The organism is Paenibacillus sp. cl123, assembly GCF_900101595.1.
Classification (GTDB): Bacteria; Bacillota; Bacilli; order Paenibacillales; family NBRC-103111; genus Paenibacillus_G.
Map to the genome: position 1 here is coordinate 169814 of NZ_FMYY01000008.1, position 26718 is coordinate 196531.

General features: G+C 56.5%; 25 protein-coding genes. 18 read left to right on the forward strand and 7 right to left on the reverse strand.

The features are described from left to right. The first annotated feature begins 68 nt into the window (after positions 1-68). The 7 genes from BLR08_RS15625 to BLR08_RS15655 all read left to right on the forward strand — a co-directional run bounded on the left by BLR08_RS15625 (position 69) and on the right by BLR08_RS15655 (position 8188). Entirely contained in the window at positions 69-1661 is a 1593-nt protein-coding gene (locus tag BLR08_RS15625) for an extracellular solute-binding protein (protein ID WP_072332136.1), read from the forward strand. A 102-nt stretch (positions 1662-1763) separates the two neighbouring features. Further along, positions 1764-2954 carry an N-acetylglucosamine-6-phosphate deacetylase gene (gene nagA / locus BLR08_RS15630; protein ID WP_072332133.1) on the forward strand — a complete coding sequence of 397 codons (1191 nt, stop codon included), beginning with the start codon at positions 1764-1766 and terminating at the stop codon, positions 2952-2954. Beyond that, positions 2951-3955: an ROK family protein gene (locus BLR08_RS15635; protein WP_072332130.1), complete on the forward strand. Its 1005-nt coding sequence runs from the start codon at positions 2951-2953 to the stop codon at positions 3953-3955. Before nagA ends, BLR08_RS15635 begins: the two co-directional genes overlap by 4 nt. Before the next feature lie 149 nt (positions 3956-4104). Beyond that, entirely contained in the window at positions 4105-5601 is a 1497-nt protein-coding gene (locus BLR08_RS15640) for a spore germination protein (protein WP_083537241.1), read from the forward strand. After that, positions 5598-6824, forward strand: a complete 1227-nt coding sequence (locus BLR08_RS15645) for a Ger(x)C family spore germination protein (protein WP_072332124.1) — start codon at positions 5598-5600, stop codon at positions 6822-6824. Before BLR08_RS15640 ends, BLR08_RS15645 begins: the two co-directional genes overlap by 4 nt. Further along, positions 6817-7053: a hypothetical protein gene (locus tag BLR08_RS15650; protein WP_072332121.1), complete on the forward strand. Its 237-nt coding sequence runs from the start codon at positions 6817-6819 to the stop codon at positions 7051-7053. Before BLR08_RS15645 ends, BLR08_RS15650 begins: the two co-directional genes overlap by 8 nt. A 37-nt stretch (positions 7054-7090) precedes the next feature. Continuing rightward, positions 7091-8188 carry a GerAB/ArcD/ProY family transporter gene (locus tag BLR08_RS15655; protein WP_072332118.1) on the forward strand — a complete coding sequence of 366 codons (1098 nt, stop codon included), beginning with the start codon at positions 7091-7093 and terminating at the stop codon, positions 8186-8188. A gap of 30 nt (positions 8189-8218) precedes the next feature. On the opposite strand, the gene BLR08_RS15660 is transcribed toward BLR08_RS15655, so the two are convergent. After that, on the reverse strand, positions 8219-9250 hold the full coding sequence (locus BLR08_RS15660) for a phosphotransferase (RefSeq protein ID WP_072332115.1): 1032 nt from the start codon (positions 9248-9250) through the stop codon (positions 8219-8221). A 124-nt stretch (positions 9251-9374) separates the two neighbouring features. Between BLR08_RS15660 and BLR08_RS15665 the strand changes: the two genes are divergently transcribed. Together BLR08_RS15665 and BLR08_RS15670 are read left to right on the forward strand one after the other, a co-directional pair. Next, a complete protein-coding gene (locus tag BLR08_RS15665) occupies positions 9375-10493 on the forward strand; it encodes an aminopeptidase (RefSeq protein WP_072332112.1) in 1119 nt (372 codons plus the stop codon). A gap of 77 nt (positions 10494-10570) precedes the next feature. Beyond that, positions 10571-11665 carry an AbrB family transcriptional regulator gene (locus tag BLR08_RS15670; RefSeq protein ID WP_072332109.1) on the forward strand — a complete coding sequence of 365 codons (1095 nt, stop codon included), beginning with the start codon at positions 10571-10573 and terminating at the stop codon, positions 11663-11665. 69 nt (positions 11666-11734) lie between these two features. On the opposite strand, the gene BLR08_RS15675 is transcribed toward BLR08_RS15670, so the two are convergent. Further along, positions 11735-12730 carry an MraY family glycosyltransferase gene (locus BLR08_RS15675; protein ID WP_072332106.1) on the reverse strand — a complete coding sequence of 332 codons (996 nt, stop codon included), beginning with the start codon at positions 12728-12730 and terminating at the stop codon, positions 11735-11737. A 120-nt stretch (positions 12731-12850) separates the two neighbouring features. Next, complete coding sequence (locus BLR08_RS15680) at positions 12851-13042, reverse strand: hypothetical protein (RefSeq protein WP_072332103.1); 192 nt, start codon at positions 13040-13042, stop codon at positions 12851-12853. A gap of 305 nt (positions 13043-13347) precedes the next feature. Here BLR08_RS15680 and BLR08_RS15685 point away from each other — a divergent pair, with 305 nt between their 5' ends. From BLR08_RS15685 to BLR08_RS15695, 3 genes are all read left to right on the forward strand, one after another. Further along, on the forward strand, positions 13348-14391 hold the full coding sequence (locus tag BLR08_RS15685; protein WP_072332100.1) for an ABC transporter substrate-binding protein: 1044 nt from the start codon (positions 13348-13350) through the stop codon (positions 14389-14391). A gap of 106 nt (positions 14392-14497) precedes the next feature. Further along, complete coding sequence (locus BLR08_RS15690; RefSeq protein ID WP_072332097.1) at positions 14498-15409, forward strand: ABC transporter permease; 912 nt, start codon at positions 14498-14500, stop codon at positions 15407-15409. Continuing rightward, positions 15409-16203: an ABC transporter ATP-binding protein gene (locus BLR08_RS15695; RefSeq protein WP_072332095.1), complete on the forward strand. Its 795-nt coding sequence runs from the start codon at positions 15409-15411 to the stop codon at positions 16201-16203. Before BLR08_RS15690 ends, BLR08_RS15695 begins: the two co-directional genes overlap by 1 nt. A gap of 132 nt (positions 16204-16335) precedes the next feature. Here the strand turns inward: BLR08_RS15695 and BLR08_RS15700 are convergent, their stop codons facing one another. Both BLR08_RS15700 and BLR08_RS15705 read right to left on the reverse strand, forming a co-directional pair. Continuing rightward, positions 16336-17400 (reverse strand): Gfo/Idh/MocA family protein, encoded by a 1065-nt coding sequence (locus BLR08_RS15700; protein WP_072332094.1) that lies wholly within the window; start codon positions 17398-17400, stop codon positions 16336-16338. A gap of 53 nt (positions 17401-17453) precedes the next feature. Continuing rightward, positions 17454-18212 carry a sugar phosphate isomerase/epimerase family protein gene (locus tag BLR08_RS15705; RefSeq protein ID WP_072332475.1) on the reverse strand — a complete coding sequence of 253 codons (759 nt, stop codon included), beginning with the start codon at positions 18210-18212 and terminating at the stop codon, positions 17454-17456. 217 nt (positions 18213-18429) lie between these two features. On the opposite strand from BLR08_RS15705, the gene BLR08_RS15710 reads away from it, so the two are divergent. Next, entirely contained in the window at positions 18430-19227 is a 798-nt protein-coding gene (locus BLR08_RS15710; RefSeq protein ID WP_072332092.1) for a helix-turn-helix domain-containing protein, read from the forward strand. 643 nt (positions 19228-19870) lie between these two features. Here BLR08_RS15710 and BLR08_RS15715 read toward each other — a convergent pair. Continuing rightward, on the reverse strand, positions 19871-20338 hold the full coding sequence (locus BLR08_RS15715) for a type II toxin-antitoxin system VapC family toxin (protein ID WP_072332089.1): 468 nt from the start codon (positions 20336-20338) through the stop codon (positions 19871-19873). Then, a complete protein-coding gene (locus BLR08_RS15720; RefSeq protein ID WP_072332086.1) occupies positions 20325-20717 on the reverse strand; it encodes a hypothetical protein in 393 nt (130 codons plus the stop codon). Before BLR08_RS15720 ends, BLR08_RS15715 begins: the two co-directional genes overlap by 14 nt. A gap of 367 nt (positions 20718-21084) precedes the next feature. On the opposite strand from BLR08_RS15720, the gene yidD reads away from it, so the two are divergent. From yidD to BLR08_RS15745, 5 genes are all read left to right on the forward strand, one after another. Next, positions 21085-21294: a membrane protein insertion efficiency factor YidD gene (yidD, locus tag BLR08_RS15725; protein ID WP_218131576.1), complete on the forward strand. Its 210-nt coding sequence runs from the start codon at positions 21085-21087 to the stop codon at positions 21292-21294. Between the two features lie 381 nt (positions 21295-21675). Next, a complete protein-coding gene (gene metG / locus BLR08_RS15730) occupies positions 21676-23703 on the forward strand; it encodes a methionine--tRNA ligase (RefSeq protein WP_072332081.1) in 2028 nt (675 codons plus the stop codon). Positions 23704-23930: 227 nt separating this feature from the next. After that, positions 23931-24944: a metal ABC transporter substrate-binding protein gene (locus tag BLR08_RS15735; RefSeq protein ID WP_072332078.1), complete on the forward strand. Its 1014-nt coding sequence runs from the start codon at positions 23931-23933 to the stop codon at positions 24942-24944. Between the two features lie 32 nt (positions 24945-24976). Then, positions 24977-25759, forward strand: coding sequence for a metal ABC transporter ATP-binding protein (locus BLR08_RS15740; protein ID WP_072332075.1), 783 nt, complete (start codon positions 24977-24979; stop codon positions 25757-25759). 126 nt (positions 25760-25885) lie between these two features. Beyond that, positions 25886-26689 carry a metal ABC transporter permease gene (locus BLR08_RS15745; RefSeq protein WP_072332072.1) on the forward strand — a complete coding sequence of 268 codons (804 nt, stop codon included), beginning with the start codon at positions 25886-25888 and terminating at the stop codon, positions 26687-26689. Positions 26690-26718 lie beyond the last annotated feature (29 nt).

Sequence of the window (26718 nt, forward strand, 5' to 3'; positions counted from 1 at the left end):
GGACAGCTGCGGTTGCATGTACGGACTTGACTGTGAAATGATAATGATAACTTATGGGAGGGTTATGCATGACAAAGAGAAGCAATCTGAAGGCATTTATCGCGCTAAGCGCGGCACTGAGCTTAACCGGGACTGTTGTCGGCTGCTCCTCGGGATCGGGCGAGCAACCGGCTGGAGAAACGCCGAAGCCCACCGGTCAGCAGACAGGATCGGATAAAAAGCTCGCGATCTCCTATCTGGACGGCACCTATGCAAGCCCGATTCCTCCGGCCGACGGTCCGGGCGTGAAGATGATCAACGAAAAGTTCAACATCGACTTCAAGACCGAGTTCGTGCCGTTCTCGGAATACTCCCAAAAGCTGCCCGTGCGCATGGCTTCGGGCGACATTCCCGATATCGTGGGCATGGAGGGGGCGGATTCGAACTACTTCAAATGGGCCAAGCAAGGAGCGTTCCTGCCGCTGGATGACTATATCGACAAGTACCCGACGCTCAAGATGGTCCCTCAATTTGTCTGGGACGCGATGAAGGTCGACGGCAAGGTGTATGGCATACCGCGTTATTTCCCGGTCAAGTACGGCAAACAGGCGATGATCCGCAAGGACTGGCTTGACAAGCTCGGCCTCAAGATGCCGACCAATTTCGAAGAGCTCAAGCAGGTAGCGATCGCCTTTGCCAAAAACGATCCGGATGGCAACGGCAAAGATGATACGTACGGGCTGATGCTCGGCAAGGGCATCCAGTACGATTTCGATTTCGGCGCGTACTGGCATCCGCAAGCATGGTATCACGAGAAAGACGGTCAGCTCATCCCGGGCATCGTCGCCGACGCAAGCAAGGAGCGCATCCAGATGCTCGCGGACTTGTACCAGGCGGGCGCGATTCCGAAGGACTGGGCCGTTTCGAAAATTTCCGATGTGAAAAAGGCGTTCTACGCCGGCAAGTTCGGTATTTTCTACGAGCAGGCTTACGATAAATGGCCGACGGACTTCAAGACGCTGGCCGAAATCAATCCGGGCGCAGAGCTGGTGCCGATTCCGCCATTCAAGGCGCCGGACGGCAGCCAAGGCTTTATGGGGCTTTCGGGCTATTATCAGATTTTTACGCTGTCCGCGAAAATGAAAGGCGACAACGATAAAATTATGCGTATTCTCGATATGAACGAATACTTCCGCAAGTTCGTGCCGGTGAGCGAGCGCACGGCCAGCAATGCCGATTTCGATTGGCTGTACGGCAAGGAAGGCGTCGGCTACAAGCTGAACAACGGCGTCGTCGAGAACGCCGATTTCGGCACCGGCTCGCAGCCGCGTTTCTACTTCGAGACACGCTACTGGGCGCCGAACGACGAGGCGAACGAAATTTCGAAGGTGGCGATTCATCCGCTCCAGAAATCGTTCTTCCAGGCGAGCGAGGAGATGCTCAAGCAAACGAAATCGTATATCAATCCGATCAATCGCGTGAAGTCGGCGAAATTTATGGAAAAGTGGAGCGAGCTGGAGCTTATGGTGCGCGACGAGCAGACGAAGATGATCGTTGGCCAGACGAAAATCGCCGATTGGGACAAAATGGTGCAGCAGTTCATGAGCAAAGGCGGCAAGGACGTCATTGACGAAGTGAACAAACTGATGAAGGATAGCAATATTAAGGGAGAATGGCATTAAACCAACGCCGCGATCTGTATAAAGTCCAGGCCCGGAGCCGCAGCAGCGGCCCTGGTTCCGGACTTTTTTCATATTATATAGGGGAAAAGGAGCGCGAAGAGGATGGCAACTGGAAAAGCGTTATACCGCAATGCCCGCGTTTACACACCGGGTGGTCCGATAAAAGACGGATATGTGCTTGTCGGCACGGACGGGGTTATTGAAGCTGTAGGCCAGATGCCGGGCGGGGAGGAGGAAGAAAAGGACACCATCCTGAAGCTGGCGGGAGAGGTCGATTGCGGAGGCATGCTGCTTGTTCCCGGGTTTATCGATATCCATGTGCATGGCGGAGGCGGCTTTGACGTGCTGAGCGGCCTTCCGGAAGAGCTTGATGGCATGAGCCGCTTTCATGCGGAGCATGGTACGACGGCATTTCTCGCAACGACGGCGACGGTGGAGCATAAGCGGCTGCTCCATGCCCTGAGCCAGGCGGGGGCGAGCGTTGGGCAGACATCGGGAGCCGAGCTGTGCGGCATTCATCTCGAGGGGCCGTTTATATGCAAAGCCCGCCGGGGAGCGCAGAGCCTGGAAGCGATCCGGCTGCCGGACCCGGAGATTATGGAAACGTATCTCGAGGCGGCGAGCGGGAATATCCGGCTTGTCACCCTTGCGCCGGAGGTCGAAGGGGGGCTAGAGGCGGTTCGTTATTTGATCTCCCAAGGCATCACGGTATCGGCCGGGCATACGGATGCGACGTATGAGCAGATGCGCCGGGCGGTGGAGGCGGGTGTCAGCCAAACGACCCATCACTTCAACGGTATGCGTCCGATGCATCACCGGGAGCCAGGCGCGGCGGGGGCAGGTCTTCTGCTGGATGAGCTGACGACGGAGCTGATTTGCGACGGCGTACACGTGCATCCGGCGGCGGTCAAGCTGCTTTTTGATGTGAAACGCCCCGAGCGCGTATGCCTGATCACGGATGCATTGTTTTGCGCCGGGCTGCCCGATGGCAGCTATGGGGATATCGTCGTTCGCGGCGGCGAAAACATGCTGGCGGACGGATCAAGCCTGGCGGGCAGCTCGTTAACCATGCTCCAGGCGCTGCGCAACGCGCTGAAGTATACCGGCCGGACGCTGGAGGAGCTGCTGCCGTCGCTGACAAGCGTGCCGGCCAGGCAGGCCGGGCTGCAGCGGCATAAGGGAGAGCTTAAGGCCGGCAAGCACGCGGATTTCTTGCTGCTGGACGCAGAGCTGCAGCTCCAAGCGACATTCGTCCGCGGCCAGCTCGTGTATCGGAGGAGGACGGCGGGATGAGCGGCGGGGAACGTTATGCAGCCGTAGATATCGGAGGGACCAATACGGTAATCGGCGTGTTTGACCAAGAGAACCGGCTGCTAGTGGTGCGCCGCTTCCGTACGATCAAGCCGCGCGCCCCTCTGCAGACGAGCGAGCCCATAGCATACTTCGACCTGCTGGAGCGGGAAATCGGCGAGGCGCTTGAGGCCTGCGGCGGGAAGGGGAAACTTGCCGCAGCGGGCATGGGCGTACCGGGTAAGGTGGACCCGCTGGCCGGCATGGCGCTCGGGGCAGTTAATCTCGGCTGGGCCGACGTGCCTTTTGCGGAAAGGATGTCGCAGCGGCTGGGCGTGCCGGTATTTATCGATAACGACGTGCGCCTCTACACGCTGGGTGAGGCATGCTCCGGAGCGGCTCGGGGGTTCGCCAACGTTCTGTGCGTGACGCTTGGCACCGGCTTTGCCGCCGGCATCATCGCTGACGGGCGGATCGTTCGCGGAGGCGGGCTGTTCGCCGGCGAGCTCGGGCATGACCGGGTTGACGGCGAAGACGCCCCGTGCGCCTGCGGCCGCCGAGGCTGCCTGGAGACGGTCGCCTCGGCGACAGGCATCGTCCGGCTGGCGGAAGCTCAGGTGCGGGCCGGTTGCTCGGAGGGACTGGCTCGCATCGCTCGTGAGCGCAGGTTGACTGCGCATGATGTGTTTCTGGCATGTGAGGCGGGCGACGCAGCGGCGCGGGAGGTGTTCGGTCACGTCGGCACCGTGCTTGGGCGCAAGCTCGCGTCCGCGGTCTTTCTGCTGAACCCGGACGTGATCGTGATCGGAGGCGGAGCAGCCCGGGCCGGACGCTATGTGCTTGAGCCGATGCGAGCCGTGCTCGAGGAGCATTACGCGCCTCTCCAGCCGCTGCCCGAGCTGCGGCTCGCAGCACTGGACGACTGTGCCGGACTGTACGGCGCGCTCCACTTCGCCCGGTACTATGCCCGCTGGGGAGGGGAAGCGACGCATAGAGGTCTATAAGTTGCTCTGTACCATCAGTTTGGCTGCAGGCACTCCTTCTTCGGCTTCATTATTCAAATCGCGAACCTCTGGTCCAAAGGCGAATAATAATCTTTCCTTCCATGGTAAATCATACACAATATGACCCCCGTGGAAAGGAAGTGAGAATTATGATTTCGCCTGAGCTGGACGATAATCTGAAACGGCTGGAAGCTGTTTTTGCGGATTGCGACGATCTGACGCTGCTGCCTTGGAGCTATGGGACCGATCTGAACCAAAGGGCGCTTGCTGTATATTTCACATCCATGGTGAAAGAAAAAAATTTCAGCTATACGAAAGAAATTCTGGAGGGCGTCGTCCTGCAGGAAGCAGTGGACGGAGCGTCTATCGAGCCGGAGCATATCATTCGCTTTTTTGAAGGGCAAGGGGTGTCGGAACAAAAAGGGAAGGTGCTTCATGATTTTGATCAGACGATCAGTCAGATTTTGGAGGGCTGCCTGGTTCTGTTTTTCGACCAATGGCAAGGGGCTGTTGCTTATAAAACGTTTGGCCTGCAGCACAGGCAAGTCACTGAACCGATCAATGAGCCGTCGGTCATCGGTCCCCGGGAGGGCACCATCGAGAACCTGGAAACGAATATGGGACTGCTGCGCAGCCGGCTGCGCAACCCTTTATTCAAGCTGAAGCTTGTACCAACAGGGAAAAACTGCGGCAACGAGCTGTTCTACGGCTATTTGGACGGAGCAGTGAATCCGGAGACGCTGGCCGAATTTGAGCGCCGCCTGGCGCGCGCCGCGGAATACGATATTTTGGAGCCGTCCTATCTCGAAGAGCTTATCGAGGATTCGACCTACAGTCCTTTCCCCCAGTACAGGTACTCGGAGCGGCCCGACGTGGCCATCGCGGCTTTGCTTGACGGGAAAATCATCGTGATGACGCAGGGCTCGCCCTCTATTATGATCGGACCTTCGCTGTTTGTAGAGTTTTTCAGCACGCCTGAGGATTTTTATCAGCGAACCGTACATGCGACCTTGATTCGTTTGCTTCGCATCGGAGCTTTTATATTTGCGTTGACGCTTCCCAGCATTTATATCGCGTTCTCCACCTTTCATCCCGAGCTGCTCCCTACGGTTTTGCTGCTGGCTATACTGGATACCCGGGAGGGCATCCCGTTCCCGGCGTTCATCGAGGCTTTTGTCATGGAGTTTTTCTTCGAGCTGCTGCGCGAAGCGGGGATTCGTCTTCCCAAGCCGGTGGGCTCGGCGGTCAGTATCGTGGGAGCGCTCGTCATAGGGCAAGCGGCTATTCAGGCGCGGATAGCCTCTCCAATCATGGTTATTGTCGTAGCGGCGACCGGAATAGCTTCTTTCGCGATTCCGCAATACAATCTGGCTATCACTCTTCGTATCTTGCGGTTTCCGCTCATGATATGCGCAGCTACCTTGGGCGGGTTCGGTTTGATGATCGGCTTTTTGCTGACGCTGCTGCATCTGACTTGCCTGAGATCGCTTGGACAGCCCTATTTATCGGCGCTGGCGCCGATGGATATCTGGCAGCTGCGCGACGTATTCATCCGGTTCCCGCTTAAGTTTCTGTTCCGTTCGCCGCGCAACCGGCACGCTCATCAACGAGTTTCGAAATGGAAGCAAAGGAGTGACGCCCCATGAATGTTCCCCTGTCCAGGTCTATACGATTGCTGGCGGCGCTGCTGCCCGCCCTGGCGCTGTCCGGCTGCTGGAGCAAGCTTGAGCTGCCCGAGAGAGGTTTTGTCCAGGCGATTGCCATAGATCTGAGCGACACCGGAAGGATCGATTTAGTCACGCATTTATACAAGCCTGCCGGCGCCAATACGCTGGATCAGGCCGCTTCCAAATCGTCGTTCGTCAACATCCGGACCCAGGGCGCATCTGTATTTGACGCTGTTCGCGACATTACGATCCATCTGGGGCGCAAAGCGCAGTGGAGTCACATGAGGGCGATTGTGGTCGGCGAAGCCGCCGCGCAGAAAGCAGGCATGAGGACGCTCCTAGATTATTTCACGCGCGATCATGAGCCGAGAGGGACGATTACAGTACTGATTGCCAAAGGCTTGGCGCGCGATCTGCTTGACATCAAGCCTCTAATTGAAAACACTATGGGCCAGCAGCTCAGGGAGGTGGAGCGGACCGCTTTCGAATACACGGGGAAAACGGTCACCTCCAGGCTGCTGGACTTGAATATTCAGTTGAAAAGTGAAACGGGCATAGGGATGCTGCCCTATGTCTCGATCTCAGAGGAAAAGCCGAAAACGACGACGGTAGCCGGCCTTGCTTTGATTAAGGGAGACAGGCTGGAGCTGCCCGTCCTGTCGCCCTCCGAAACGGAGGGTTTGCTTCTGCTGAACAATAAGTACAGAAACGGCATCATAGACACGCCGTGTTCGGCCCGCCAGGAAGCCGCAGATGACCGGCTTGTGAAGGAAGCTTTTGAGATACGCCATGCCTTCTCTAAGATGGACATGGATATTCAGGGAGAAGAGATTAAGGTGAGCTACAAGATTAAACTGGAAGGCTCTGTCGGAGAGCTGCATTGTCAGCGGGTATCAAACATGGAGGAAGAAAGCGATTTTGAGCGGCGTGCAGCCAAATATACGCGGGATAGTCTGGCCAAGACCGTCGCTCAGCTGCAAAAGCGCAAAATTGACGCATTAGGGATAGGAACGGCGATTTCCAGAAAAAATCCGGCTTTGTGGAATCGATTGAAGGAGAACTGGGACCATCGATTTGCGGATATTCCGATTCAGATTGAGGTGCAGGTGAACGTGATTTCTACGGGTATGAATGCTTTCGCCCCGATGCCGGGATTAACGGCCGGTTCACGGCTAAGCCAAGCAGGGACTGCGGATGGCTGAGCGGATCATTGTCCTGCTGATCTGTGTGGCGATGCTGGCCTATTGCGATGTTCCCCAGCTCAAAAGAAGCGGGCTTCGGGAGAAGCTGCTGTACGGCGCTTGTTTCGTTTTCTTCGGCTACATGATGACAAGCTTTATCGCGGATGCGGGGTGGCCGACTCTCAATGAAGTGCTGAATTTACTTCTTAGAGAGCCCTCCAAGCAGATCGTGGCCTGGCTCCAATCCTAAACAGGACCCTAGTTTAAGCGGAAAGGCGGGAAATACGGTGAAGCACAATGAAGTCGTCAGCTCCGGGCAAGTTGCCTCCCTGTTTCTGGCTTTTATGACGGGCTCGTCCATTATTAACATTCCCGGCACGGTCGTTGGTCTCGCCCGGCAGGGGGCATGGATTTCCCTCCTGCTATCCAGCGCTTGCGGCGGACTTCTGCTCGCGTTTGTGCTGTTTCTTCACCGTCGACATCCCGCCAGAACCTGGATTGAAATGAGCCGGGAATCGCTTGGGGCGGTGGTGACGTTTATCGTGTGCCTGCCTTTTTTAGTCTATCTGTTTCTGATGATGACCTGGATAATTATCGATATCGGGGGCTTTTTTACCCTAACCATGATGCCGGAGACACCCGTGTATATATTCAATCTGCCGATTATCATCATAAGCGCCTTGACGGTGCGGGCCGGGATTGAGGTGATGTGCCGCATGTTCAAGCTGCTGCTTTATATCATGATTTTTTTTGCCGTCGCGGTATTGATCATGTCGCTCCCCAATTATCATCCCGAGTACCTGCTCCCCATTATACATACAGGCTGGAAGCCCATTTTGCATGGGGCGTATTATACCTTCGGCTTTCCTTATGCAGAGGTCGTTATTTTTTCCATGCTGCTGGTCTATCGGAGGAGGGGGGACAAGTCCAGGCTCGGCCTGCATATGGCGAGAGCTTATTTGATCAATGTGCTGCTGCTCATGACGGCGATCGTTTGCACCATTATGGCGTTCGGACCGGTTGCCGTCGATTTGAAATATTCCTTGTTTCAGATAGCGCGTCTTATCAGCATCGGGGACTTTATCGAAAGAGTCGAGTCCGTCATCGGCATCTCGCTGATTCTCGGTTCTTACATGAAAGCGACCATTGCGTTGTTTGTGCTGAATTTGGCGCTCAGCCAGATCGCTCGGCTGCGCAACGGCCGCATCCTGATCATGGTGATTGCGATGGCGAGCTTCGCCCTTACCTTGATCATGTTCAAGCATCAGGCCGATTTTGCGGAAAAGGTTTCGGAAGTATGGCCGCTGATCAACCTGTTCGGAGGTATCGCCCCGCTGTTCCTGCTTGTGGGCGCCGTGTATGTCAAGCGAATGATCACCAAGTGAGCAGCGTCTCTCCCGGGCACACTCCATCCTCTATGAGGAATCGGCTGAGAGGGGCTTAAGCGTATTTTCCAACCGCGTGCCGTGACGGACAAACCAAGCGAGGCTTGCGCCCGCGGAGCGGATCTGACGGATGACGGTATCGGCGCCGTCTATGCCGTCCCAATACCGGTACAGGAAATGCAGGAATACATCGACTCTCCGCAATTGAATTAGAAGAGGAAGCGCCTCCGCTTCGGCCCGAGAAAGCTTGGACACGCCGGCATAACCTCGGACGAAGGACTCCACCGCCGGCCATAGCGCATCGTCCTTTGGCTCGCCGTTAATCAGATCCGACAAGGCGACCGCCGCCTCCATCGCGCGCAGGTCTACCGTGACGAATTCAAAGTCTAGCACCGCAGTAATCGTCCCGTCCGCCCGCCCGAGCATATTCGTATGGTTCAAGTCGCCGTGAATCAGCTGATGGGGCAGCGTTTTCAACTGAGGAAGCTGTCTGCGGTAATTTGCAAGCCACGCTCCGATGCTTTGCAGCGCTTCCGTTTCTGTCGTGAACAGCTCCGGAGGCTCAGCGCAAAATCGCAGCGCCTCGCCGAGCGAATAAGCGGAGGAGGCCTGATCCAGCTCATAGTAGGGCGGGTAAGCGGGCGGCGCAGCCGCAACCGTCTTCTCCAGGGCTTGGGTCAGCCAAGCCGTCGTCTGTCCGAAGGAAAAAGGGCCTGATCGGGAGCGCAGGGAGGGCCGTTCTCCTTCGATATAGCGGAAGAGGACGGCGATTTTGCCGTCGCCGGTCAGTGCCCATGGCTCGCCGCTTCGGGCCGCGACGGGCACCGGAGTATGAAAGGGCAGCGCGAGCCCGCTAAGGCTCTTCAGCACGTCCAGCTCGAACTCGACTCTGGATGCGTCCCTATGGGTTTCGTACACGCGCAGCACATACCGCTCGCCGTCCGCTTCGGCCAGCCGTGTCGTATTATTCATCCCGCTTGGTCCGGCGTGCAGCGTATATGACGCGGCCGCGGGTAAAAAGGCCCGCAATGCTTCGGCAAGCTGATTATCATTTGTATGCATAAAATCTCCTTAAGGCTGGTATGGATTCCATCGTACCATAGAAGCATGGCAGATTTGAACTTTTCCCGGAAAAGCGATACATTGAAAACTGGGGTTTCCAAACAGCCGCAAAGGAGCGAATGAGATGCGTGATCCAAGACTTAAGCAGTTTGCTAAAAATTTGGTGAGATATTCCATTGATCTTCAACCCGGAGAAAATGTGCTGATCGAGATGATCGGACTGCGCGATCAGGAGTTGACCAGATGTCTGATCGAAGAGGTGTACGCCGCCGGGGGGCATCCGTTTCTCGAATTCCGTCATCCTGAAGTGACGCGCAGCCTCATGCTGGGAGGCACCCAAGAACTGTATACCCAGCTGGCTGAGCTCGAGCTGAACCGGATGAAGAAAATGCACGCGTATCTGGCAGTTCGCAGCGGCGACAACATTACGGAGACGTCCGATGTGCCGGCTGAGAAAATGAGCTTGTATACGAAGCTGTTCCAGCGCCCGGTAACGGACTGGCGGGTCAATCATACGAAATGGTGCATTATGCGTTATCCGAACCCGTCGATGGCCCAACTGGCCAATACGAGCACGGAGGCGTTTGAAGATTTTTATTTCCAGGTGTGCAATCTGGATTACAGCAAGATGTCGGCGGCGATGGACGCTCTCGTGGCCAGGATGGAGCGCACCAAGGAAGTTCGTCTGCTCGGTCCGGGGGCTACCGATCTGACTTTCTCCATCGAAGGCATACCGGCCATCAAGTGCGCCGGCAAAAACAACATCCCGGACGGAGAAGTATTCACGGCTCCGGTGAAGGATTCCGTGAACGGCATTATCGCTTATAACGCGCCGACGATTTATCAGGGCACGTCGTTCGAGAATATCACGCTCCGCTTCGAGAACGGCAAAATTGTGGAGGCGACAGGCAGCGACAGCGCTAAGCTGAACGACATTCTCGATACCGACGAAGGCGCCCGTTACATCGGGGAGTTCGCCATCGGCGTCAACCCGTATATTCAGAAGCCGATGAAAGATATTTTGTTCGACGAGAAAATTGACGGCAGCATCCACTTCACGCCCGGCAATGCGTATGAGGATGCGGATAACGGCAACCGCTCTTCGGTTCATTGGGACATGGTGCTGATCCAGCGGCCGGAATACGGCGGCGGCGAGATTTACTTCGACGGAGAATTGGTGCGCAAGGACGGGAGGTTCGTCGCAGCGGATCTGGAGCCGCTCAATCCCGAAAATTTGAAGTAGATGCGGGGCGCGTACAACGAGACGGGTTTCGTGCGTCAGGCAGCAGACCGACCGGCTGCAGAACCGGGGCAACCAGCATGCGGAGGCTGATGGAAACGGCGGCGGTTACTTGGGCAGGGGGAGCTTTATTTACGCTGCTGCATGTGCCGCTGGCCTGGATGCTCGGCCCGTTGACGGCGATTATGCTGTGGCAGGGAGTGGTCAAGCGGCCTGCGGCTTGGCCGGTCTCGCTGCGCAACGGAGGGCTGCTTATCCTCGGCTACGGCATGGGGTTATCCGTGACGGCGGAGAGCGCGCGCCAAATCGGCAGCCAGCTGCCGTCGATGCTGATCGCCACCGTGCTGACGGTGGCCTTCAGTCTGCTGACCGCGGTATGGATAGCGAAGGCGACGGGGATCAGCTATGCCAGCAGTCTGGTTGGCAGCATACCGGGCGGACTCTCGCAGATGGTCGTGCTTTGCGAGGAAATTCCCGGCGCCGACAAGACGGTGGTGACCTTCATGCAGACGATTCGGCTGCTGACCGTTATTTTTGTCGTGCCGTTTCTGGCCGTGCATGGGCTTGGAGAGCAGGGAGGGGCGCTCGATACGGCGACTGCGGCTGGTCAGACGGCATCGGCGGCTGCGTCAGCGGGCTGGGGAGACATCCCCTGGCTGAAGGCGCTGCTTGCGTTGGCTGCCGCTTCGGCGGCTGCCTGGGGCGCCTCCTTGCTGCGCATGCCGACGCCATGGTTTCTGGGCCCGATCCTGCTGATCGCGCTGCTGACGGTCAGCGGCTGGAATCCTCCGCAGCTGCCGCATATGGTCGGCCTTGCCGCCCAGTGGAGCCTTGGCGTATTTCTCGGGACGGGCATCCGTCTCCAGTCGCTTACCTCTTGGAAACGTCTGCTGCCATTTTCATTAGGCGGCGGCCTTGCCGTCGTCGCCTTCTGTTTGCTGCTCGCTTTCGGCTTCAGCCTGTTCCATCCGATCGGTCTGGGAACGGCCTTCCTGGCCGCCGCTCCCGGCGGGATGACGGAGATGGGGGTAACGGCGACTTTGATTCAGGCGGATGTATCGATGGTGGTGGCGTATCAGATGTTTCGGATCTTATTTGTGCTTTTCCTTGTTCCCTATCTGATCAGGTGGATATTCCACAGCCGCGGGGGCAATCGGGTGAGAAAGCCGAATTAACCCCATTGCATGCCAAAGCGAAAGCCCCATGACCGGGAGTGCATGACCGGTTACGGGGCTTTCGCTTGTTCAGACGTTGAGCAGCAGCAAGATGATCGAGGTCAGACTGAAGCAGGCATTGATCAAACAGAGGAATAACACGACCTGCTTGGGGTTCAGCCCGCTGCGCAGCAGCCGGTAATGGGCCTGCGTGGCATCGGCCTGATAGATCGGCGTCCCGTTGCGCAGCCGCCTCAGGACGACGAAAATATTATCGAAGATCGGCACGCCCAGCGCGAGGATCGGGATTGCGAGCGACAGCACGGTTGCTCCCTTGAAGGCGCCGTCCAAGGCGATGACAGCCAGCAGGAAGCCGAACAGGGTGGCCCCCGAATCGCCCATAAACACTTTGGCCGGCGGTTTGTTGTACCGGAGATAGGCGACGGCCGCTCCGACGAGAATGATAGCCATCATCGCCGAGTCGGATTGCCCCTTGGCCAGCGCGACGACAAACAAGGTAATGGCGGAGATGGCCGATAGTCCGCCCGCAAGGCCATCCATCCCGTCCATAAAATTAATGACGGTCGTAACTCCGAAAATCCAGGTGACGGTAAGCGCAAACTGAAGCCATACCGGCAGCAGCACATCCTGCCCCGTGAACGGGTTGTTGAAGCCGTAGAACACGATGCCGGACTTGTAGACGATGACCGCCGCGGAGAGCTGAACGATCAGCTTGGGCCAGGCCGCAAGCTCTTTGCCGCGGGTTTTGTACCAGTCATCGACAAGTCCCACGCCGAGAATGAGCAGCGAAGCGAACAGCAGCGAAGCGGAGCCGCTGCCCCGCCAAGCGATGAAACCGGCATACGCGACGGCGAATCCGGCAAAAATAGCGAGTCCGGCAGTAAGCGGTATAGGCTCCCGGTGTATTTTGCGTTCAATGTCGGGCTTGGGCTTGTCCACAAAATCGATACGGAAGGCCAGCTTGCGAAGCGGGGGAATCAACAGCAGCACAACGAGAAATGAAACCATAAAGGCGGCCAAATACAGAATAAGTATCCCCTCCAAATGCTGGGAGTTCAGTGACATTCTTCAGCAAGTATAGCATAATCGCGCGAAAAGGTTCCATGATATGACAGCATTATCAGGGTTGCGTCAGCGAGCGGGCGGTGGCGGACGCTTCTCCAACTTGGCGGTATCCGCAGGCTGTTACTTGGGGCGGGAGGAGTTGGAGATTTTTTTCAGGAGAAAGGAGCCGATCTCCGAGGCCAAAATAATGAGCGAAAGAGCGGCAAGCGCATAAGGCAATATAAGCGGAATCGCCCGGATGTCCCAGATATGGGTCAGGCGGAGAAATAAAGGGTATAAAAGCATCAGGATAAGAAACGCAGCAAGTTTCATAGGAACCTCCGCAAAGAATGACAGGCTGGGAGAGGCCGCAAGGCCGGCTCTAGTGGTCATTGTACCATGATTGGACAGGCTGGAGAAGCGGGGATGTCGGAAGGGTGAATGCTGGGAATAATATGGATAAATATAACAATAAACAATTAATTCCGATGGATTTTAAAAGGTTTTTCTGAAGGGAAATGAAATAATTTATTTGAACAAGAGTTTATTATTTATTGACGAATAGGGGCGTCCATACTATTATTACAGTATTGCTTTAAAGCAGCTTTACGTCACAACTGTATGGGGGGTCAGCAACAATGAAGAAATCATCGACGCTTTTATCTCTGCTTATTGCCGTCCCGCTCGTGCTTGCCGCCTGCGGTACGAAGCCGACGGAGTCAACGGGAGGCTCTACGGGTGGAAGCGCTCCCGCTGGAGACAAAAAGGTCGTCAAGGTCGGCATCTCGCAGATCGTGGAGCATCCGTCCCTTAACGCTACGCGCGAAGGCTTCCTGGCTGCATTGAAGGATGGGGGCTACATCGACAAGGACACGATGCAGCTCGATTATCAGAATGCCCAAGGCGACTCTACGACTAACCTGACGATCGGTCAGAAGTTTGCCGCCGATAAGAAGGATCTGGTGTTCGCGATTGCGACGCCTTCCGCACAAGCCGTTGTGCAGAACGTGAAGGACACGCCCGTTCTGTTCGGCGCCGTAACCGATCCGGTCAGCGCCAAGCTGGTAGCGCAGCTGGACAAGCCGGGCGGCAACGTTACCGGAGCCGCGGACACGCATCCGGACGCCACTCCGAAGCTGATGGATTTCATCGCATCCGAGTTTCCGAAGGTGAAGACCGTAGGGGTGGTCGTGAACGAAGGCGAGCCGAATGCCGCTTTCATGGTGAAGACGGCTGAGACAGCGCTTGCCAAGCACAATATCAAGGTCGTGAAAGCTTCCGTATCGAACGCATCCGAAGTGAAGCAGGCGGCGGAATCGCTTGTCGGCCGGGCTGACGCGATTTTCATCACGCTTGACAATACGGTAGTGAGCGCGGTCGAATCGATTATCAAGGTAGCCAACGATAAGAAAATTCCGTTTTTCTCCAGTGACCGGGATACCGTCGAGAAGGGCGCTGTCGCTACCTTCGGCTTCAAATACTATGACCATGGTTATCAAGCCGGCAAGATGGCCGTTGAGATTCTCAAAGGCGCCAAGCCGGGCGATATGAAGGTTACGTATCCGGACAAGCTCGACCTGATCATGAATGCCGACGCCGCCAAGGCGCAAGGCGTGGAGATCACGGAGTCGATGAAGAGCAAAATGCAAGATAAGAACAACCTGCTGAACGGCGCTAAATAAGCTTACATTTACCTCTGCAGCCGAGGTAATCATCGAAGCGGGGGTGGCCTCTCTTGTATGCAAAGAGATGCTGCTCCCGCTTCTTTTACGATAGGGGGATAACATAATGGGTTCCGCTTTATTGGGTTCCGTGGAACTGGGCTTGCTGTATGCGATTATGGCGCTGGGCGTTTATTTGACGTTCCGGATTCTTGATTTTCCGGATTTGACGGTTGACGGCAGCTTCACTACCGGAGCCGCGATCGCCGCTGTGATGATTGCGGCCGGACAATCGCCGCTGCTGGCCAGCTTGGCCGCTTTTGCCGGCGGACTTGTCGCAGGGGCCTGCACCGGTCTGCTGCACACGAAGGGCAAGATCAATGCCCTGCTGTCGGGCATTCTGATGATGATCGCGCTGTACACGATTAACCTGCGGATTATGGGCAAGTCCAACATCCCGCTGCTTGGCGTCGACACGCTGCTGACGGATGTCAATGTCCTGCTGGTTATGCCGGTCGTCGTCGCCTTGATCAAAATTGCGCTCGACTGGTTCCTTCGCACGGACCTCGGTCTGGCGCTCCGGGCGACGGGCGACAATCCGCGCATGATCCGCAGCTTCGGCGTCAATACGGACAATACGATCATCGTCGGCGTCAGCTTGTCCAACGGGCTGGTCGCTTTGTCGGGCGCGCTCGTCGCTCAATATTCGGCTTTTACCGATATTACGATGGGGATCGGGATGATCGTTATCGGGTTGGCTTCGGTCATTATCGGTGAGGCGCTGTTCGGCGCGCGCACGGTAGTCCGCGCTACGCTGGCCGTCGTGCTGGGAGCGATCGTCTATCGCTTGATCGTTGCCATAGCGCTGCGGGTCGGACTGGAGCCGACGGATATGAAGCTGATGACGGCATTGATCGTGATCATTGCATTAACGCTGCCGCTCGTTCGCAAGTCGCTGCGGCAGAAGGCGCTAATGCGCCGGAGAGCTGAAGAGCTGCGGGCACGCGGTTCCCGGCCGCCACAGGAGGTGAAACGCTGATGCTGCGGATCGAGCAAGTTACCAAGCTGTTTAATCCGGGCACGCCTGATGAGAAGGTCGCGTTGTCCGGCATCAATCTTCATCTGAAGGATGGCGATTTTGTCACCGTCATCGGCAGCAACGGGGCAGGCAAATCGACGCTGATGAATATCGTCTCGGGCGTCATGCCGCCTGATCTGGGCCGTGTCTGGATCGACGGCAAGCAGGTGGACGGGCTGGCGGAGTTCCGCCGCAGCGCATGGATCGGACGCGTCTTCCAGGACCCGATGGCCGGTACAGCGCCGACGATGACGATTCAGGAAAATCTGGCGATGGCCTACAAGCGCGGGCAGCGCAGAGGGCTGTCGATCGGGGTTACCGTCGCCAAGCGCAAATGGTACCGCGAGCAGCTGAGCCGCCTCGGCATCGGCCTGGAGGATCGGCTGAACGCCAAGGTCGGCCTGCTGTCCGGCGGGGAGCGCCAGGCGCTGAGCCTGCTGATGGCGACCTTCACCCAGCCGCGGATTTTGCTGCTGGACGAGCATACGGCCGCGCTTGACCCGTCTCGTGCTGAGCTGATTACGAAGCTGACCGAGAAGATCGTCTCCGAGCTGAAGCTGACGACGCTGATGGTCACACATAATATGGAGCAGGCGATCCGGCTGGGCAACCGGCTGATCATGATGGACAAGGGCGGCATTATCCTGGAGGTTTCGGAGCAGGACAAGAAGGGGCTGACGGTGGAAGGACTGCTCCAGCAGTTCGAGCAGATTCGCGGCTCGAAATTCGCCGACGACCGGGTTGTGCTAGGGTAATCGAGCCGGAAAACCGGCTGTGAAGAAAAACCGATAAGGACCTGACAGGCAGCATGACGATAAGCTGCTTGTCAGGTCCTTATTTGATATGCTGCGGACTGCGAGAAGCAAGCGCACGCGCAGCTCCCGCATTTACAAAATGACTTCGCGGCCCGTTTCCGCCGATTTGTAGATGGCCGACAAAATTTTGATCATATCGACGCCATGCTCAGGCAAAATAATCGGCTCCGCCCGTTTCTGGACCACATCGATAAAATGCTTCAAATGCTCGCCGTGAGCGGAAGGCGGGGTTCCCTTGAACACCGGAGCCATATTTGTCAGCTGTCCGGCCGACTCCGAGAAGATCTGCAGCTCTCCCTTCTTCAGGCTGAAGCCGGCTTTCGTTCCCCGGATCTCGATGAAGGTCATTTCTTCGCCGACATTGGAAGCCCAGCTGAATTCAATCTGCAGCGTAGCGCCATTCTCGAAGCGGATAAAGCCTGTCGCCAGATCCTCTACGTCGAAGGTGCCGTCGGCTTTTTTCTCCCCGAAGCTGCTGTGTACGGAATCGGCAATTTCATTGTTGGCAAATTTGGTGTAGGTGGCTCCGGATACGGACACCGGCTTCGGATTGCCCATCAGCCACATCGTCAGGTCAATATAATGGACCCCCAGATCGATCAATGGGCCGCCGCCCGACAGCTCCTTCGTCGTGAACCAGCCTCCCTTGCCCGGAATTCCCCGGCGGCGCAGCCAGCCGCAGCGTCCCGTGTACATCTCGCCCATATGGCCTTCCTCGATAAAGCGCTTCAGATATTGGGACGAAGGGTTGAACCGGTTGTTGCGCATCGTCATCAGCACTTTGCCGCTTGCCTTCGCTGCGTCGGCCATTTTCTGCGCTTCCTCGGGATTAACCGCGTCGGGCTTCTCGCAGAAAACATGCTTGCCGGCCTGCAGAGCGGCGATGGAGATTTCGGAATGGAACAGGTTGGAGGTGCAAATATCGACTGCGTCGATGTCATCCCGCTTCAACAGCTCGCGGTAATCCGTATAGAAGGAAGAAATGCCGTATTCGGCGGCTACAGCCTCCGCGCGTTCCGGATTGATGTCGCAGACGGCGACCAGCTCTACCTCCGGATGCTCCAGCAAAGTTTTCACATGTGCGGCACGGAATATATTCCCGGCGCCGACGATTCCCATTCTTATCACTTGACTCATTCGTACACCTCTCCAATCGTAAGTATGAATGGCAGTTCTGCCGCTTGCGCAGCTTAAACTTGGGCAATCAGCCGGGTCAAATTCGCCAAGCTGGTCTGTACGCTCTCCAGCGGATCGCCGTCGCATTGATCCTGCTCCACGACATACCACTCCACGCCGCTTTGCTCGCCCCACCGGAGGATGGGAAGAAAGTCGATGCTTCCGGTCCCGATCTCGGCAAACGTTTCCCGCTCATCCTTCGTCATATCTTTAAGATGCACGATCGGCATCCGGTTTTCGTAAGGTTCAATAAAGCTCATAATATCGCGCCCGCCTCTTTTCAGCCAATACACATCCAGCTCGGCCAGCACCAGACTGCCGGCCTGCGGCTCGAGTATGTATTCAAGCGCGCTGCGGTCATCCACTTGAACGTCGAATTCGAACGCATGATTGTGGTAGCTGATGCGCAAGCCGCGTTCCTTCACGGCTTCCGCCGCGCGTTGAAGCGTCTCCCGGACCTCGCGGTAGCCTTCCTCCGTACGCAGCTCAACCGGAATCGAAGGACATATAAGGTCCTTAGTCCGGAACCATTCCGCTTCCTGCGCCAGCAGCTCCAGCTCGTCGACGATCCGCGCATAGCTTACATGCAATCCGGCTGTCTGCAGTCCCAGCTCCCGGATGAGCCGGGCAAGCTCCTGCGGATCATGATCATGATAACCGGCCATCTGCACGCCGGCCCAGCCCATTTCTTTGAGACGCCGCAGCGTCGCGGGAAAATCCTGCTTGCAGGCTTCGCGCAACGTATACAACTGTACGGCCAATTTGCTTTGCAAGTTGTTCCACTCCCGGCATAATCGATTTTTGGCAGGCCCGCCGCTTTTCATTATACATCTGCGCCCCCGGGAAGTCCTTTACGTCTCTTCCGATTCTCTTATCCTATCTTATTGCGGAAGCGCTTGCCGATCATGCCGATGCCGGGGAAATCCCTTTACACAATAGCCGTATTCCCCTACAATGAGCATTAATCCATCCCATTTCAGGTGATTGTTCATGCAGGTTATAACTGCGGGCTTTTCCAAACATACCAGGCCCTTTTATTCTCCCAAAAGAATGCTGCGGCAGTATTATTTGCTGCGTTTGCAGACGGAAGGATTTTGCCAAACCCGGATCAACGGAACGGTGTATGACGTCGCCCCCGGCGATCTTCTGCTCTGTAAGCCTCAGGACAGCTATGAGCTGATGATCAAGCTGGAGGAGGATCATGCGCATCCGAGCGCCGATTACTACCTCAGTCTGGAACAGGGAGAGGATTGGCTTCAGCAGTGGTGGGAGGAGTACGAGTCGATCGTGAAGCTGAACGTAGGCATCGACGAGATGCTGATCTCCATCTGGAAGCTGCTCGTCCAAGAAAAAAGGCGGGTCAAGGACTCGGATGCGGAAGTTCTGAACTATATGGCCCGTTCTCTGTTGCTGCATATGAAGCGTTTGATCGCCGGCGGGGACAGCGCAAACGTATATGAGCGGTCCATCTCCAACCGGATCAAGACGTTCATTGAGAAAAATGCGACCGAACCGATCACGCTGCGCGATGCTGCGGCATCCGTCGGGCTGAGCGTGTCGCGGGCGTCCCAATTGTTCAAAGAAACCTTCGACCAGTCCATCATGGACTACGCGATTGAGGTGCGGCTGTCGCTGGCCAAGGAGCGGATGCTGATCGGCGGCTCGACCTTGCAGGAGATCGCTTATTTTTGTGGATTTGCCAACTACACTCATTTCAACCGGCTGTTTCACTCCCGCTACCGGATGTCGCCCAGCGACTACAGGAAGCAGCTGCGGCCTCTCGATTAGCTTGCTTCGGCTATACTGATTAGGACTTCTCAAGAGGGGCATAAATGGTAACCGGAAAAACGTACAAATGTGTCTGGCTGGTGATCGTAAGCAGGAGAGATGGACGGAAAAACGTATAAATGTGCCTGGCTCGCGGCCAACAGTAGCGGGAATGAACGGAAAATCGTACAAATGTGCCTGACTGGCGGTCAACAGTAGCGGGAATGTATGGAAAATCGCACAAATGTGCCTGGCTCGCGGCCAATAGTAGCGGGAATGTATGGAAAAACGTACAAATGTGCCTGACTGGCGGTCAAAAGCAGGGGAGATGTACGGAAAATCGTGTAAACGCACCCGACTGACAAGCAATGGAATAGCGTTTGCGCGAAAAATCGTTAATGCTCAGCTCTCTCCCCAAAGGGGCGCTTAAGCAGCAGCTGTCCGACAAACAAACAGCACTCCGAAACCACAGCGCGCCTCGCTGCCAGTTCCGGAGTTTTTGCCGCTTCGGGAGTCCGATGATCAAAAGGCCGGACAGCCGAACGGGGAGTTGAAACAGCGAGTGGAAGCCCCGACCGGCCGCAGACCGCGCGTTACCGGACCTCTAGCGCGACGCCACGCAGGCAAAAGCCGCCCGGCGGACCGGACGGCTTGCGAATAAAGGCTATACGACGCTTGGGATGACCTTGATCTCCCGGTCAATTCGAGATAGGAAAGTATAGTTGGGATTGAAGGTAAAAATCCGCTTCATCCGATAATGAAGCAGCACGACCGCAGTCAAAGCCTCATTCAAGGAAAACTTGTAGTCGGGATAATCCAGCAGCAAGCGCTTGGATTCGTACTCCAGCTCCGACCCTCCGGGGATGATCGTCAGGATGCCCTGCTGCATGGCCTTGTCGACCGTGTTCAGGAAGGTTTGGGCATCGGTATAATCAAAATGATTGCGCAGCCACTGATGTGTCTCGAATACGACGTAATTGGTCGTGGCGAGCGGCCGGTCCAGATCGTTCAGGTCGTAGAACAAGGACCGGGCCTTCAAATAGTAAGGGTCCTCGGGATTCATAAACGCCATCCAGGCGGACTGCTCCAGGAAGACGGCCTGGCCCAGAAAATCATGCTCATGCGAATTCATCTTCTTCCACCTCCGTCTTGCGTTCCTCGCGTGCATGCCAGCTGTCGGAGCGGTCGCGAGTATCCCGCTGTTCGAACTTCTCTCTCCGTCCGGTCAGCCCGTCCAGGGCGAGCAGCGGATTTTTCTCGAGCTGCATGGCGCTGGCTTGATGGAGGCGCTCGCCGGCTCTGACGGCGAACTGCTGTTCCAGGATGTAATGGACGACGGAAGCGATCGTCGTGTTTTGCGCTTCGGCAAGCTGGCGGCATTTTTCGTAATATTCCGGCTCCAGCTCGACCATGGTGTGCTCCGTGCCTCCTTCTTCATTCAAGATCAGCGAAGAGGCGGCGCTTTTCCATTTTTTAAATTGGGATTGGACAAAATCTTTGGAATTATTCATGGTTTGGTTCACCTTCCACCGCTTGGATTTGAGGCTGTCATTCGGTTAGGACCTTATAGGGATTCGTCGGGAAACGTCGATTTCGGTCGCGTTGCGACGGCAAACTTCCACTATAATGTGCAACCATTCGCCGCGATTCGGTATATGTCGACGCTTACCCTGTTACCCCATTAATTAAACAACGAAACGGCTGTCAAATTCAAGCTTGCCGCTTGCCACCCGCCCGATTCGGGAAGGAAGTCCTAAAGTTGACAGAGCCTGCCGGATCGGTCAAGATAAAATGACAAGCTAAAATGTTAAGATGAAGCAAGACTCTCCGGCCGGCAAGGCGGCAGAGTCCGTATGCGAGCGACAAGGGGAGCGGATCATGAGACAAGTGCTGCGTGGCGGGGTTGTCTTCTACAGAAAATTCATATCGCCGCTGAAGCCGCCGACCTGCCGCTTCTATCCGACCTGCTCCGACTATGCGCTGCAAGCGCTCGATAAATATGGAGCCGGCAAGGGATCCTGGCTGGCTGTCAAGCGGATCTGCAAATGTCATCCCTTCCATCCGGGGGGAATTGACCATGTTCCTTGACATTCTTGACAGGCGGGAAGAATTTCGCTATATTTGGCTTAATGTCCCATGAACGGATAAGTACTTCGAGGGAAGCCATACAGAGAGCCGGGGTAGCTGCGAACCGGCGGGCGGAAATCGGATGAAGATGGTCCCGGAGGATATGAGGGTGAGCTGCGCGCGGAGCGGGTAAGCCTTCATCGCATTCCAGCGTTACGGGAAGGTCATGATGACCGCTGAGCCTTGTCGGGCTGCGGCGCGCCGGATAGTAGTCAGCGCGTGCCCGGACAGGGGAAGTTGGGTGGTACCACGCGAGCGATGCTCCCGTCCCAAGAGGACAGGGGCTTTTTTGTGTTTTCCAAGCCAGGCCGATCGAGCCGACTCCGAGGAGGTTGTTATTTTATGTCCGCCAATGAGCTAACCAAACCGAGCTTTTACATCACAACTCCGATCTATTACCCGAGCGACAAGCTGCATATCGGCCACGCCTATTCGACCGTAGCGGGCGACGTGCTGGCCCGCTACAAGCGGCTTCGCGGCTTCGACGTCCGCTACTTGACGGGGACGGACGAGCACGGCCAGAAAATCGAACGCAAGGCACAGGAGGCCGGACAAACGCCGCAGCAATTCGTCGACGGCATCGTGGCCGGAATCAAGGAGCTGTGGAGCAAGCTGGACATCTCGTACGATGATTTCATCCGTACGACAGAGCCGCGCCATAAGCAGGCGGTAGAGAAAATATTCGCGCAGCTGCTGGAGCAGGACGATATTTATCTCGGGCATTACGAGGGTTGGTACTGTACGCCGTGCGAGTCCTTCTTCCTGGAGAACAAGCTCGTAGACGGCAATTGTCCGGACTGCGGCCGCCCCGTGGAGTGGGTGAAGGAAGAAAGCTACTTCTTCCGGCTGAGCAAATATGCGGACCGCCTCGTCGAGTTCTACGAGCAGCAGCCGGACTTCATCCAGCCGGAATCGCGCCGCAACGAGATGATCAACAACTTCATCAAGCCGGGGCTGGAGGACTTGGCCGTGTCGCGGACGACGTTTGACTGGGGAATTCGCGTGCCGGGCAATCCGAAGCATGTGATCTACGTCTGGATCGACGCGCTGTCCAATTATATTACCGCGCTCGGCTACGGCAGCGACGACGATACGGCCTTCCGGAAGTATTGGCCGGCGGACGTCCATCTGATGAGCAAAGAAATTGTCCGCTTCCATACGATCATCTGGCCTTGCATGCTGATGGCGCTTGACCTTCCTTTGCCGAAGAAGGTGTTCAGCCACGGCTGGCTGCTGATGAAGGATGGGAAAATGTCCAAGTCCAAGGGCAATGTCGTAGATCCGGTCACGCTGATCGACCGTTACGGCCTGGACGCGCTGCGCTATTATCTGATGCGCGAGGTGCCTTTCGGCTCGGACGGAACGTTTACGCCGGAAAGCTTTGTCGAGCGGGTTAACTTTGACCTGGCCAACGATCTGGGCAATCTGCTGAGCCGCACCGTCGTGATGATCGACAAATATTTCGGCGGGGTCGTGCAGCCGTATGCGGCCGGCGCAACCGAATTCGACGCAAGTCTGCTGGAGACGCTGGAAAGCTCGGTGGCCAAAGTCGAGGAGTCGATGGAGAAGCTGGAGTTTTCCGTGGCGCTGGCGTCGATCTGGCAGCTGGTGAGCCGGACGAATAAGTACATCGACGAAACTCAGCCATGGTCGCTTGTGAAGGACGAAGAGAAGCGGCCTGTGCTTGGGTCCGTCCTGTATATGCTCGCCGAGTCGCTGCGCATCACCTCCGTACTGCTGCAGCCGTTCATGACAGGCACGCCTCGCGCGATGTGGGCACAGCTCGGCATCGAGGAGGGAGAGCTTACGGCCTGGGACACGGTCCGCAGCTTCGGCACGCTGCCTGCGGGTACGCGCGTTGTCAAGGGCGAGGTGATGTTCCCGCGGCTGGAGGCGGAGAAGGAGATTGCTTATATCGCCGCCTCTATGGGAGGCTCGGCGCAGGGAGCGGATACCGCCGCCGCAGCTTCGGCGGGAACAAGCGCTGCTGAGGCTGCAGGCCAGTCCTCCGCGGCTGATTCCTCCGCAGCCTCCGAGGAGCATGCGCCGGAAATTTCTATCGACGACTTCTTCAAGGTCGAGCTCCGCGTTGCCCAAGTGATCGCAGCCGAGCCGGTGAAAAAAGCCGACAAGCTGCTGAAGCTGCAGCTAGATCTGGGCTTCGAGCAGCGCCAGGTTGTTTCCGGCATTGCCAAGTTTTATACGCCTGAGCAGATGGTCGGACGCAAGGTGATCTGCGTAACCAATCTGAAGCCTGTCAAGCTGCGGGGCGAGCTGTCCCAAGGCATGATCTTGGCGGCTTCCCAGGGAGATCAGCTGACGCTGGCTACGGTGGCCGAGGATCTGCCCAACGGCTCTATCGTCAAATAGGCTCGCAACTCGCAAGCCGAGCCGAGCTGAGCTGGAGCCTGTCAAGCAGGCGGTTTTGCCTTTATACACTCGCAAGCTGCGCACGTCATTCGATATGAGCCGCAGCATGCGGGTGTATTTTCTTTTTCGTAAAACCTACTTTTAACATTGACAAGGCGCAGCCAGGGATATATAATCAGCGTTGTTAATGAAAATGATTACGATTTACATGGTGGAGGGAATACCGGATGCTGCGATTTTTTTCTAAAGGACGATTTTTATTAAGTGCTATATCGATAGCGGCGCTGGTGATGGCGCTGTCGGCTTGCGGTCAATCGAAGGCTACGCTGGCCGAAGGGAAAGTAAATGTGGTGACGAGCTTTTATCCCTTGTACGATTTCGCCTCCGCGATCGGCGGAGAGCATGTGAATGTGATCAATCTCGTTCCTACCGGCGTCGAGCCGCATGACTGGTCGCCCAAGAGCCGCGATATTCAGAACATAACGAATGCCGAGCTGTTTGTATACTTGGGCGCAGGCTTCGAGGGCTGGGTGCATGATACGCTGGACAGCATGAAGAGCGACGCCAAGGTTCAAGTCGTGGAAGCAAGCCGGGGCATAACGCTGATCGAAGCCGGCGAGGACGATCATGAGCACGAGGAACACGGGGAAGAAAAGAAGGATGGGCACGGCGATGAGAAGGAAGCCAAGGAAGGGCATGATCATGACCATGATCACGGGTCGCATGATCCGCATGTATGGCTGTCTCCGCTGAACGCCAAGCAGATGGCGCTGACGATCAAGGACGCTCTTGTCCAGGCGGATGCCGCGCACAAAGCCGAGTTCGAGGCCAACTACGCCAAGCTGGCAGGCAAGCTGGATGCGCTGCACAACCGATATAAAACCGAGCTGGCCGCCACGTCGAAAAAAGAAATCGTCGTCACGCATCAGTCGTTCGGATATTTGGCCAAGGAATACGGCTTGACGCAGAAGGCGATTATGGGCATGTCGCCGGACGCCGAACCGACGTCCAAGGAGATGAAAAGCATCCTTCAATTCATCAAGGATAATCAAGTCAACTATATTTTCTTCGAAGAGCTGGTCTCCGATAAGCTGGCCGCCACGATCGCCAAGGATGCCGGCGCGCAGACGCTGGTGCTTAGTCCGATCGAAGGGTTGACGGAGGAGCAGTTGGCCAAAGGCGACAATTATGTGTCTTTGATGGAGAACAATTTGAATAATTTATTAAAAGCGTTAAAATAGATAGGACACCTTATATATGAGGAGCCTTGCTAATGGAATTGAACGCTCATTCCGGATGTCATCAGCAGATCGTTACGATCGATGACGTCTTTTTTTCTTATGAGAACAAAACAGTCATCAACGGCTTAAGCTTCTCTGTGCTGGAGCGGGATTTCGTCGGCATCGTCGGCTCCAACGGAGCGGGCAAAACGACGCTGCTCAAGATGATCGTCGGCTTGCTCAAGCCGACCCGCGGCGAGATCCGCATGTTCGGACAGCCGCTCTCATCGTTCCGCGACTGGGAGCGGATCGGCTACGTGCCCCAGAAAAATGCGCTTAATCCGCTGTTTCCCGCGACGGTGCGGGAGGTGGTGACCTCCGGGCTCTACAACAAAAAGACGCTGCTTCGCCGGTTGACCGCCGCGCAGCGGAGCAAGGCGGACGATGCGCTGTACGCGATGCGCATCGAGGATTTGGCCGACCGCCGGATCGGGCAGCTGTCGGGCGGCCAGCAGCAGCGCGTATTTCTGGCGCGCGCGCTCGTGAACAATCCGGAGCTGCTCATTCTGGACGAGCCCACGGTCGGGATCGACAGCGAGACGCAGGCGGGATTTTTCCGGATGATCCGGCATATGCATGAACATCATCATATCGCGTTTATGATGGTATCGCATGACCTGGACATGGTGCGTTCGTACCTGGGACCCGAGCCTGAGCAGCGCAGCGGCGGACTTGGCTTCTACGTCAAGCACACCCATGCCCCGGAAAATTGCCGGGAGACGGATTTGTCGCACTCCATGCGGCAGCTGCGGGAGACGGCCGAGGTTATGCTGTAACGGCGTGCTGTAAAAGGGCAGCTGCAGATGCCGATGCGGCAGGAAGCCGTAAGTTTGGGCTAGGGTTAGCGGACAGGCTTGCCGTGCAAGACGACAGTTTGAGTTTTAGTTTGGGAGAGAAACGACTTGGATATTGTACATGAATATTTTTTTCAGCGGGCTTTGATCGGAGGGCTGCTGATCGGCTTGACGGCGCCGCTGATGGGCGTATTTCTGGTGCTCCGTCGTCTGTCGATGATCGGAGACACGCTGGCCCATGTATCGATTGCAGGGGTGGCGCTCGGCTTCCTGATCAATGTGTATCCGATCGGAGTCGGACTGCTGTTCGCGCTGATCGCTTCCTTCGCCATCGAACGGCTGCGCAAGGCGTACAAAACATATGCCGAGCTGTCGATCGCCATTATTATGTCCGGGGGCGTAGCGCTGGCGACGCTGCTGTTTACACTGGGCAGAGGGTTCAATATCAATGTGATGAGTTATTTTTTCGGCAGCATCTATACGCTGGACAGCATGGACCTGTGGGTCGTAGGCGTTGTAGCCGTAATCGTCGCGGCTTTCGTTGCGGTCAACTACAAGGAGATGTTTCTGCTGTTCTTCGACGAGGATGCAGCCGGCGTAAGCGGTCTGCCGCTGCGTTTCTACAATATTATGATTACAATGCTGACCGCGCTAGTAATCAGCGTCTCGATCAAGATTGTCGGAGCGCTGCTCGTCTCGTCGCTGCTGACGATTCCCGTAGCCTGCAGCTTATTGATTGCGCGCAGCTTCAAGCGCTCGATCTTCTGGTCCATCCTGTTCTCGGAGCTGGCCGTGGTGCTTGGCTTGTTTTCGGCAGGCATATGGGATTTGGCTCCGGGAGCTACCGTCGTGCTGGTGCTGATCGCCATGCTCATCGTGATTATGTTCGCCAAGAGAGGGCTCCGTTCCTGATGGGGGCGGAGCACAGAGAGAGGGAGGGG